Origin of the sequence: Streptomyces cynarae, assembly GCF_025642135.1 — a bacterium.
Lineage (GTDB): Bacteria > Actinomycetota > Actinomycetes > Streptomycetales > Streptomycetaceae > Streptomyces > Streptomyces cynarae.
Genome location: NZ_CP106793.1, coordinates 5,879,957 through 5,891,761, shown reverse-complemented (window position 1 = coordinate 5,891,761; position 11,805 = coordinate 5,879,957). Strand labels below are relative to the sequence as shown.

General features: G+C 65.7%; 4 protein-coding genes. All 4 read right to left on the bottom strand.

What is annotated here, in order from left to right:
- Positions 1 to 257 precede the first annotated feature (257 nt).
- From drmB to N8I84_RS26890, 4 genes are read right to left on the bottom strand one after another with little or no spacing between them, the layout of a single operon-like run.
- Complete coding sequence (gene drmB, locus N8I84_RS26905) at positions 258 to 2,060, bottom strand: DUF1998 domain-containing protein (RefSeq protein WP_263232068.1); 1,803 nt, start codon at positions 2,058 to 2,060, stop codon at positions 258 to 260.
- Positions 2,041 to 5,220: a helicase-related protein gene (locus N8I84_RS26900; protein WP_263232067.1), complete on the bottom strand. Its 3,180-nt coding sequence runs from the start codon at positions 5,218 to 5,220 to the stop codon at positions 2,041 to 2,043. The genes drmB and N8I84_RS26900 overlap by 20 nt, the downstream gene beginning before the upstream one ends.
- Positions 5,217 to 6,734, bottom strand: coding sequence for a nuclease-related domain-containing DEAD/DEAH box helicase (locus N8I84_RS26895; RefSeq protein ID WP_263232066.1), 1,518 nt, complete (start codon positions 6,732 to 6,734; stop codon positions 5,217 to 5,219). Before N8I84_RS26895 ends, N8I84_RS26900 begins: the two co-directional genes overlap by 4 nt.
- On the bottom strand, positions 6,731 to 11,443 hold the full coding sequence (locus tag N8I84_RS26890; RefSeq protein ID WP_263232065.1) for a DEAD/DEAH box helicase: 4,713 nt from the start codon (positions 11,441 to 11,443) through the stop codon (positions 6,731 to 6,733). Before N8I84_RS26890 ends, N8I84_RS26895 begins: the two co-directional genes overlap by 4 nt.
- Positions 11,444 to 11,805 lie beyond the last annotated feature (362 nt).

Genomic DNA, 11,805 nt, shown 5'->3' with positions numbered 1-11,805 from the left:
GAGCAGGTCATGGCGAACTATGAACAGCTCTGACCAGCACAGATACTGAGGAAACAATCGCCCTCCGGAACTGTTGCGAGTGCACCGCAGCCGAGCCCGTCGGCCGACGAGAACCATGGGGTTTCCGCAGGCAGACTGATCAGCACCTCAGAGTCTGAGAGAGCAGCGACGGCTACGGACCTCGCCCGACAGCGTCCGAGGCTGGCCGCTCTGCGGCCCCAAGCACGTGCCACGGGGCCGCAGAATGCTGAAGGTCGTCACCTGGGCCGTCGGACGTCAGTCAGAACGTCATCCAACAGTCCTCTCACGTCGCTTCCGCCCAGGACCAGCTGTCGATCCAGCAGCCGGTTTCCGGTCTCGCAGGAAGTCTCACTCACCAGGGAACACCCGTGGCAGGCCGAGAGGTTCAACTGTGAGGCTCCCTGACGGTCGCTTTCGATGCAGACCGGGTCGTTGGAGCAGAAGTCCGCGTCGTCCAGGGCTGCCACCAGGAGTGAGATCAGCTTCTTGGGATCCCCGAGCCTGACGAGACCACCCAGAGTCCCCTGGGCGTCCCCCGCTGCGGTATAGATCAGGATCCCGGCGGTCTTGTCCGTCCGGTCGGAGTTCGCGTAGATCCTTTCCTGCAGCGAGGCAGACGCGTAACCGCTGGCGAACGCCAACCGCCGGATGAGCAGGTGCGCCAGCGTGTGCAGGGCGATGTACCTGGGTTCCGGCACGTCGAGGCGGCTGGCCCAGGGAGAGTCCGCCCTCCTCTTCTTGAGGATGCCGGCGCGTGCCTGCACCTCCGGCTGTGCCTCCCATGCGGTGAGCTTCGCCTCGTCGAACTGCAGGAAGATTCCTTCCCCGAACAGTTCAATCGCCGGGTAGGTGGGTCGATACGACCGGTCCGACCCCAGATCGGCATTGATCAGCGTCGCTTCCGCGTCGTAGCGTCGGAACCCCCGCAGGGCACGGACCTCCCGTACCCGGCGTACCTGTCCGATGCCGCTGATCTTGGCGAGGAGGCTCCGCGGTCCCGCGAGCCCTTCGAGTCTTCTCCCGTCGACGACGAAGTCGCTTCCCGTGCGGTCGCGCCCTTCGTCGAGCTTCTTCAGGAACGCCGACCACTCACCGTCCTTCAAGTCGAGCAGCAGCTCACCCGCGGGACTTTCCTCCCCCGCCGCGACACCGAGGACGGTTTCCGCCGTCACCCCGAGATCGTCGGCGATCAACCGCGCCAACACTTCCGACTGGGGGCCGCCGTTGTCGGTCACGACTTTCCCGAAGAGCATGTGCCCACGGATCTTGTCGGCCATCTCCGCGGACTGCGGGCGCTCCTCCGGTATGTCGAGAGCCGAGATCCTCTCGGCGATGTAGTTGCCCGTGGCACCGCGCTGCACGGCGACCAACTCGTACGGGCAGGGCTTCTTGACGGAGGTCTCAGGCTCCCAGGGCTGCCGTCCCGCGCAACGGATCCCGTCCTGGTGCAGGGTCCCCTTCGTCACAAGTTCCGCGAGCTTGCGCTCGTTCTTGCACCCGTAGCACTTCACCACCAGTGCCGCGAGGCCTTCGCCGCGGGTGGCCAGCTTGTGAAACCTGAGTGCCTTGTAGTCACGGCAGAAGCGGACCCCTTCATTCAGGCTCGCCGCGCGCCCACGGTGCGCCCACTGGAACCAGTTGATGTCCTGAATGTGGCTGCCCTTTTCACAGACGGCGACATATCGCATCGGTACGAGCGCGCCGCCGCAGTCGCAGGTGTTGCTCCACTTGCCTTTCTTCCTACCGGTCAGCTTCGAGAGCTTGTCGCAACGCTCGCAGAACCGCCAAGCGGGAAAGCGCCAGTACGGCAGCGCAGGGGTTTCCTTTGCGGCCCGGTCCGCGTGCGCCGGCGGTTGTCTCAGGACCCCGGCACCGAGGCGGGCCATCAGACGCTCACAGCTGATCTCATGGGCGAACTTCTTGTCCCACCAGGACGTGTCCGGCGCCATGAGCGACTCGCCTCGCACGTCGACGATCGCTCCCACACCGAACGGTGAGATCGTCTCGGAGAGGCGCAGGTCATGCCTGATCTTCTCCATGGTGCACCTCCTCCTGCGGTTCCTGGACCTCGACCGCCACGTTGGGCTCCACGGACCTCATCGAGTCTGCGACGAGCCACCCCTCGCCGGGTTGGCCGAACTTCTTCAACAACGCTGCCTGGTCTTTCTTCGTCCGCTGGTAGTACAGAGACTCGCCCGACTCCCGTGCCTGACCTGCCCGTCGGTCCCAGTCCCTCAGGAGGCTCCATACCGCGGAGCGTGTTTCCGGGGCTTCGAGGCCGTCGGCGCGCGTCACGTAGCCGAGGAACCGTTCCACAAGTCGATCGACCGCTTCGCGGATCCTGTCGTCCCCGAGGTCGAACCGACCCGCCGCTTCGTTCGGGGCGAAAGCGGTAAACGACTGCCGCAGCAGTGCCACGAGCGCGCCGGCGAGCGATCGCTCGCGCGAGGCCAACGACCACGGTGTGACACTCGTGGGCTCCACGCTCCGGTAGAGGGCCTCGTGGTAGCCACGGAAGGTCTCGAAGTGCGACCGATCGCGGGCCCTTCCCGACCGGAACAGCGTGACGACGACGCCCTTCGTGTCTCCACGTCCGACGCGGCTCGTGGCCTGGATGTACTCGGCCGTGGTCTTCGGCTGCCCCACCATGAGCATCAGCGCGAGCCGCGGGATGTCGATGCCCACGGAGAGCATGTTCGACGAAAGGACCACGTCGACAGCCTCCGACGACTCGTCGGCTCTGACCCTGAGCGCGCGGAGATCGTTCGGCAGCTCCTCGGCTCCGCGACGGCTCGTCAGTTCCAGGACCTTCCCCGCCCTGACGGGCCGCAGCGGGAAGCCGAGCCTCTCGGCTCGGGGCTCCAGACGACCGTTGACGTCGTCGACGACCAGCGTCCCGGTACGTCCGAGCTCACGAAGACTGTTGTGGTACATGACCAGCGTCCAGTACGCGTCCCGTGACGCGGCGGACGGGGCGCGGGCGGCGAGCGCCTCCGGCATCTCCACCATGGGGGTGACGGCTGCGATGACGGCCGACGGTTGCGAGACCGACTGTGGCATCAGGCCGACGTAGAGACGTCCTTCTCCGCTCTCCACCGGGCGGGAGAAGAAGGTCCGGTCGTCGTCGAGTCCCGAGGGCGGATACAGGGCGACCTCACGCCCGTACAGTCCCTCCACCTGCTCCTCGGACGCGCGGATGGTGGCCGTCGAAGCCACGATCTTGGGACTGGAGCCCGACCGGCTCAGCAGGAGCTGGATCACCGCGTCGAAGACGGCGACGGTGGTTCCGAGCGGCCCCGAGAGCAGGTGCAGCTCGTCCTGGATGATCATGGATGGTTGCCTGAAGGTGGTCCCGAGACCGAGCAGCCTGCCCGCTTCCGGCTTGAACTGCAGACGCGCGAACTTGTCGACGGTGGCCAGGAGGATGGTGGGTGGTTCCTTGTACAGCACCTCGTCGACGACAGCGAGCGGAAGCTCGCCGGCGAAGTCGCACGACGCGTCGACACAGTGGAGCACGACGTCCACGCCGTCCAAGCGCATGCCGTAGTCCTCTGGCTTGTCGCTCCTGAGGCTCGGCACCAAGGGCGTCAGACACCATGGGCAACTCTCGACCTGGAATTCGTTCGCCTCTTCCGGGCGCGCGGCCTTCTGAAGCCGCTTGAGTGCTTCACGCGCCTCTGCTCGCGTGCCGGGGGTGACGTCGTTGCCCACCCACAGACCGATCGAGAACGGCGCCATGCCCTTCGCCCGGTCGTCCGTGGCCCGCAGCCGCTCCATCGCGCAGACCAGTGCCGCGGCCCGTTGGAACTGTTGAGAGGTCAGGAGCCGCAGGGTGTAGCGAGTGATGACGGCGGTTCCCCCGCCGGCCGTGCCGTGAGCGAGCCGTCGGCGAAACACCTCGATCGCGGCGAGACCCAGGTATGCCTCGGTCTTGCCGCCACCGGTCGGGAACCAGATGAGGTCGACGAGGTCCCGGTCCTTGTGCCCTTCATCGACGGTGGAGGCCAGCGACACGAGCAGGAAACCGAGCTGGAAGGGGCGCCACCGCGGCTCCGACTCCTGCTCCTCCGGCTTCCCGCGGTTGATGGACGCCTGCCGCATCTGAAGGCGCATGGCGGCCATGCCGAGTGAGAAGGCCGTTCGAAGGTCCTGTCGTCCCGGCGCCCGGAGGAGGTCTATGCCTTCCCTCATCCTGTCGACGGCGTCCTGCGAACGCCCGGCGATGCGGACGGCCACGGCCCTGTCGTCGCTGAATGCCTCAGCCCGTTCCATCTGTCGGGAGGCCCAGCCGGCGAACGCCTCAAGGAAGGCGTCCAACGATCGAAGGACCGCTTCGGGATCCTTGTCGATCTGCTGGAGATGCCCCAGCTCCAAGGCCTCGGCCTCGGCCGTCCCTTCCTCGAACCCCGTGGTCTCGACGGCGGGCACCACGAAGGCCGGCACGGGCTCGAGGAAGACCTTGGCACAACGGCCCTCCGCGAACTCCCAGTCCGCGGCCATTCCGTGTCCGACCGCGTAGACCTTTCGGTTGCGATATCGCAGGCGCAGCTCGGCGGCTTCCGGGTCGGTGTCGATCGAGCGCGTCGTGTCGTACTCCCGGATCTCCGCCCCGGCGGAGGGAGCGGCGGCCAGGTGGACCTGGAACAGCGTCCGAGGGATGTCGTGTCGGTCGTCGCCCGTGGATTCGGTCAGGACCCGTACGTGGACGGTGACCAACGAGTCGCCTTGGAAGTCACGCCACCGCGAGCCGATCTCGACCGAGACACCACCCACGGAAAGGCGCTCGGGCCCCTTGCCCCGCCGGAGGTCGAGGCCGTCGACGGAGAACGGGGTACGCCGCCACCTGGGCGGCCCGTCTCCCCCGACAGCGGCGTACGTACCGCACGAGAAGTCGACGTCGACGGAGTCGCCGTCGGTGACGAAGGAGAGCGCGACGGACGAGGGCTTCCAGTCCTCGGCCAGAGGGACACCGGCCCCGCTCTCCTCGACATCGCCGTCGGGGACATCCGCCGATACCTCTTCGTCCGTGTTCCCGTCGCCGTGAGAGCCTCGTGCCTCGGCTTCGACCGGGAACAGCATGCCGACGGCGTACTGCCGGTGAGGCAGGTTCGCCGTGACCTCCTCGTCTCCGGCCTCGGGCCCCACGTAGGAGGCTCGGAGATGGTGAAGGGCCTCCTTCTGGGCTGCTGTGAGGTTCACTTCCCAACCTGCTTTCGAAGAAGATCCTGGAGCCGCTTCTTGTCGTTCTTGGACGCGACCACGTGGAGCGTGACCCGCGCCCGCGTGACAGCCACGTAGAAAGCGGCGAGTCCCCGGTCGTTGTATTCCTGGGGCAGGTCGCAGACGATGACGTGCTCTGCCTCCAGCCCCTTGGCGTAGCGGGGGTTGGTCACGAGGAAGCCTGCCTCGCTCCTGCGTGGCTCGGCGTCCTCGGACACACTGATGATCCAGATGTCCTGTCGGCGGGCCCCGTTCGCGACGAGGTCGCGAGCCACGGTCTCGGCCGCGGAGACACCGGCCGTCCCGTCGGACCACCGCCATTCCACTCGGTCGCCATGGACGATGCCCGGGTCCCCGACGTCGGCGCCGAGGTACTCCTGCACGACGTGGACGATCGCACGGGTGTTGCGCACGTTCCGGTCCAGGTCGTACTGAAGCGCCTCCTGCTGGACCAACTCGCAGACCTCCGGGTCGAACTCGCCGTCGACGCGTGCCTGGTTGTTGGGGTCGAGGAACATCCTCCACCGGCCGCCTTCTCGACCCCCGCGGATCACGGCGTCCAAGGCATCCATGCCGCCAGCGTTCATGAGGTCCTGTGCCTCGTCGACGAAGACGACGTCGTACTGCTTGTCACCGGACAGGTCCGCGAACGGAAGGAGATCGATGTCTCTGCCCTCGATCCGCGGGCCGAAGAAGTCGACCAGGGCGGGCGAGTGAAAGGTGATGAGAACCGACTTCCCTTCGCCCGCCTCCTGCTTCGCGCCCTCCGCCAGCACCAGGGACTTCCCGGTGCCCGCGCCACCGAAGACGAGCATCCTTGGGTTCCGGGAGAGCGCGGCCAAGACCCTGGCCTGGCCCTCGGTCGCTCGATTCTGCTCCTCCAGCACGGCGCCCCGCTGCGCGTCGATGACGGGCATCCTGGTGAACTCACCGAAGAGGCGCACCCGGAGCGTCTCGGACCGGGCGACTCTGATTCCGTGGGGAGCGGTCCTCGCTTCGCCAGCGACCTTTTCGAAGGCTTCGGTCAGTGCGGCAATGCTCATCTGCTCCTTGGCCCACCAGTGGCTCCCCTTCCATTCGACGGCTGCCGGAGGCGCGTCTATGTCGGGGGTGAGGGCAACGGCCTCGGTCGCGAACCAACCGACGCCTTCCTCCTGGAGGATGTCGCGCAGCGCGTACATCGCCGACTGCGCCTGGTCCATCGGCGACTCGCGCAACTTCTTCCAGTCACCGTGGCGGTCGATGGAGTACCAGACACCGTCGTACTTCCTGACGCCCCCGCCCTTGACCTCAACGATGATGACTACGCCGTTCCAGAGCACGACGAAGTCCGCTTCCCCCTGCTGCTTGACCGCGTGACTCCGCAGCTTCACGGAGTGGAAGGCGACGGCGTCGGTGGGGCCGTCGACCGCACGCAGCAGTCGGGCCACCCGCCGTTCGGCGTTGCTGGTGGTGGTCGCCTCGATGTCGGCGAGATCCGGTATGAGGATCATGATCCCTGCTTTCGCCAGAGGCCCTCGTACGCACGGAATCCGAGGAAGTCGTTGACCGCGCCGAAGTTGTCGGCGACGTCCACGATGAGGCACTCCTCCTTGCCGCCGTTCTCAGGGCCACGCAGACCGCGGCCGGCCATCTGGATGTAGGCGCTGGGACTGAACGTGGGCCTCGCGATGTACAGCGCCCGGACGCCGGGCGCGTCGAATCCCTGAATCAGCAGGTCGCAGTTGGCCAGAACCCTGATCTCGTTCCTCTTGAACCTCTCGATGACGTCACGGCGCGTCTGCCGTCCGGTCTGGCCGCTGACCGCCTCGGCCGCGACCTTCCGGTAACGCAGTGTCGCGGCGAGGACCTGGGCGGACAGGACGTTCGGCGTGAACACGAGGATCGGCCATTCCGGATCGCGCTTCAGGATGTCGTCCACCAGGATCTTCATGCGGGCCTGGTCCCGGCCGATGCGGTCGAGGACCTGGGGTTCGAGTTTGCGCAGGGACCGCACCTGTGCGAGTTCATCCGGCTCCAGCGCGACCTTCACGCCGTCCAGCACTTCGTGTCGAACCCTGGCGAGGACACCTCTCTTCGACAACTCCGGGTAGGCGTTGCCGTCGAAGGCGCTCATCTTGTGGTGACCGAAGCGGGCCGCCAGTTCCTTCGTCGGCTCGGTGACATCGCCGCTGCCCTTGAACGGCGTCGCCGAGATGCCCACGAGAGGCCGTTCCCAGCTACGCCCGTCGACTCCGAGCCATCTGAGGATCTTCGTGTACATCTTCGACCCGCCGGCTCGGTGCGCCTCGTCGATGAACACTGCGGAGGCCTTGCTCAGCCACTCGTACTCAGGAGTGTCGGCCACCCGGTCGAGCTTGGCGTCGGTGGCCACGACCACACTGAACTCGGTGTCGGGTTCGTGGACGACATTGGTGTTCCAGAGCCGGCCGATCGTCAACGGACGCTCGTCCCCGAGCCAACGCCAGACGGTACCGAACGTCTGCACCGCCTGCTCGCAGAGCTCCTCCGACTGCGCGATCCAGAGCACGGTTCCGCTCATCTCGCCGTCGACGAACAGCCGCAGCACGGTTTCGGTGGCCACCCGGGTCTTCCCAGCTCCCGTCGGAAGTTCCACCATGCCCTTGAGCGCACGACCATCCCGTCCCCGGGACGTCAGGACCTCCTGCAGTTCCTCCCTGATCTTCTCCTGGAAGTCGTGCAATGGCTTGAGCTTCACGGCACCGGGCACGACGAACTCATCGTCCTGGTGTCGGGTGCGACGCCCGGCGTACTTGGCGCCGAACCCCATCTTCCGAAGCCAGGCGACGGTCGATGCTCCCCCCGCCCATGTCGTGGGAACGTCCGTGTACCCCTCGGCGCTGAACTCCTCCGCTAGAAGCTTGATCGAGTCGCTGCCATAGACGGTCAGGAACAGCTCGGCGACGGACGTGGAGCCGTCCACCAGGCCTTGGCCCTCAAGCGCCTGCCAAAGTCCCTTCGGCAGGTTCTCCTTCAGCGTGTCGTCACCGATGTAGATCGCCAGCCGCTCCACGTCACTAAACGCGCCCCGGGCATCTTGCCGTTGCATCTCCAGGTGTTGGTCGACGCGTGCCTGGAGGATGTCGCTCAACTCGGCGTTCGACAGGCGCAGGTCGAATGCCTCGTTGACGATCTGCAGGACACGAGGTTCGTCGAGTTCTGCCTGGACCACCAGGGTCATTCCCTGGCGGTGCCATTCGAGCGACTGGTCCTCGACACCGTCCTCCGTGGTCACACGCTTCGTGATCTGGACGGCCTTCGCCACGGTCGCGTTCGTGACCTTGTCCTCGACGAACGTCGAACGCAGTCCGGTGTACAAGTCGATGACGCGCTCCTCGACCTGCCGACCGTCGACCAGGAGCGAGAAGGAGAAGCTGTCCTCGAACCGTCGGCATCCGACCACTTCGACGAACTCGTCCGCTTCGTCCTCATCCACCTTGAGGTACGGCTTCTGCCTCAGGTTGAGGAACTCGCGTTCCTCTTCGGTCGTCGCCAAGTACACCGCGTCGGGACGCCTCCTCTCGATGGCACGTCCCACCCGGGCGGGGATGAACATCGGATGCCCCTCCGGGAATGCGAACCGACTCGCGGTGAGGACGAACCCCGTCAGCGCCACGTTGCTGATCGGCGAGGTGACCTCCGCCTCGAGCGCTTCACGCAGGACCTCCGCAGGGACCTCGCCCAGATCCTTGGGCAGCTTCAGAGCGTCCTCGACGTGGCGCGGTCCTCGGAACAGAGGCAGCAGGGCCTCGTACTCGACGAGCGACGCAGAGACTACGCGGTCGGGAGTCCGGTAGCCGCGAGCCGACTTCAGCAGGCCGGCTCGGCCAGCCGCCCATCGAACAGGGGACAGAACCCGGTGGCTGAGCCCCGTGTCGATGTCCGTGCAGAGCCAGTGACCTGCCTGGTCGAGTCTGAGCAGTCCTTCCGTCCACCGCTCGCGTACGAGTTCGGACGCGCCCGCGTCCTCCAACATCAGGAGTACCGAGAATGGACCGGGGCCGTCCCCCCTGTCGAACTCCACCTGCTCGATGGGGCGCTCTCCGGGCCCGAGCCTCCGGTTCACCTCGTCCAGCACGTACTGGCAGTAGTCATCGAAGTGGACCTCGTCCTCGAGCGAGTACGAGCCGACCGGCTCGGTGATGACACCTGCCGCGTGTGCGAGCTGGGGAACACACCTCGTCCGGTCCAGAACTCGATCGGGTGCGCTGTCGCCAAGACCGTCGATGTCCAGCACGTATGTGGGTGAAGCCCAACCCCCGTCGCGTGTAGGGACCTTGAGAGCGCCCGCCTTGTTGCCCGCCACGACCTTCTGTGCCTGTGCCATGGGCACATCGGTGGCAGCGTCCCAGAACTTCGGGAGCTCGTCGTCCTCGGCCTCCGGCGACAGCCTGGCCATCCTGGCCTCGAACATCGAGAGAGGATCGAGGTCCCGGAAGCCTCTGTCCCCGAGCTTCTTTTCGACGCCGGGAACGGCCAGGAACTCCGGGTCGACGAAGCACGCTCCTTCGATGTCGACATCCTCCGTACGATGGAGGAAGACCCGGTCACGGTCCTTGATGGACAACATGCCCCCGGTCGTCGGTATGACCTTCGCCGGACCGAAGCCGTTGGGATTGCGCAGCACGAAATCGAGCGCCTTCGCTGCAGAGGCCACGTCGGGCCCCTCCGCCCACTCACGCAGCCAGGACAGGACACCTCGCTTGGGGATCCTCTCCAACGCCTTCAAATCATCTCTGGGCCGTGAGTCGGCGAAGGCGGTGGAGACGCTGCACACGTAAAGCGCCCTCAAGCGAGTCACACGCTGCTGACCGTTGGCATAACAACGCCAGTGCGGCACGGCGTCGTCGGTGTGGGGCGACTTGATCCACTCTTCGTGGTCACGTTCGGACGCCTCACTGACGCCGAAGTCAAGGGGACGGAGCTCCGGCGGCGTGCGTAGCACGCCTGTTGCGTCGGGGATCAGAGCCTTCTCACAGCCGAGCTGCGGAACATGGGCACAGAGGATCTCGTCGCCGAACGAGTGGGTCTCACGGCCACGCGCCGGCATGTAGTCCAGGTGTGCTGCCGGATCGTCGACGGACGAGACCTTCGGCAGCATGTCGAGGAACATTCCCGAGAGGGTCACAAGGATCTCTCGGTTGTACGTGTTCGAAAGCAGGGTGGTGCGGTCGTCGTTGACGCTCCAGGGGGCGTTGAAAAGGGCGGATGCCGATGTCCTGTCCTGGAGCGGGAAATACGACCAGAACTCGCCCGTCCTCAGTTGTGCGAAGCGTGCCGGCATCGCGACCGTGACCTTCATTCGGTCACGAGACACCGCTTCGCCGACTTCGATCCGTGCCTCGGGGCTGGGTGCATGCATTCGGTTGTCGACGTACCACTCTTCGTGGTCACCGTCTGGACGCTCGATCCGAAACCTGCCGTCGCCCAGCTCCCGCGACACATGACTCGTCACGAAGTTCGCGTCGGCTCCGAGTACCCGGAGCCGGATCTCACGCACCGAGTTGACGAATAGGAGGAACTCGGATCGAAATTCCTCGATCTCCTTCTTGAGATTCTCCAGCCTCGTCGCATGCGGCAATCTGACTATCGTCACCGCCCACTCCGCCAGCTCGGCCAGGATCGCGTCCTTGACGAACTCGGCCTCCGCGTCGATCCGGGTCAGGGTCCTCAGGATCGGGAGTCTCTTGGAGGCGGGCACGATCGTCGCGATCGCCGCCTTCGCCTTCGACGAGTTGAACTCGAAAGCGACCGATCGGCTGAACACCTGTGGAGTGTCGGTGACCGCGAGCACAGACTTGAAACCGAGCCCGAACCGCCCGATCTCGTCGCCCCGCTTACCACTGAGATGCGCATGGGCGAGCGTGGTGAGGCCGCTTCGTGAAAACGGACGGCCGGCGTTCGCGCAGTACAGTGTCTGACGGTCAAGGTCGAGGACGATCTCGACCCGCCCTGCCCCCTCCTCGTGTTCGGCAGCTCCTGACATTGCGTCAGCCGCGTTCTGCACAAGTTCCAGAAGCGTGCGGTTCGAGTAACCGCCGACCCGGATGGACTCTTCTTGGTTGGCGTGCTCCGTGATCAGGTTCGGATTCGCACGATAGGAATCAATCGCCCGCCCGAAGAGGTCATCAACCTCGCGGACCAACCCGGCGTCGGGGACCCACTCGGCACGTTTGTTCATCACGACTACACCGCCTCAACTGCTGCCACCACGATGCACCACTGACAACCCTGCATTTACGTGGCTCCTGAACTACGATCGCCCCGTTTCCGCTAATGCGTTACTCGCACGCCGCGGGACCTGCTGCGGACAGTAAGAACAGCCCCCGACAGGTCGGTTTTTGTGGCCTTGGCGGACGAGCCGTGGTCATCCGGCGTCCGAACGTTCAACTTGTCGCAGGTCGGCGGGCTTAGGGCCCTAACCCTCTCTGCAACCAGCGCGTCCTGATGTCAGCGATCCGGTTCACAGGCTGGCATCGCGCATTCATTGCCGGGAGCAGCCGAAAGTATCCGTGCCCCAACGTGCCAATGTTCAGGGTGGAC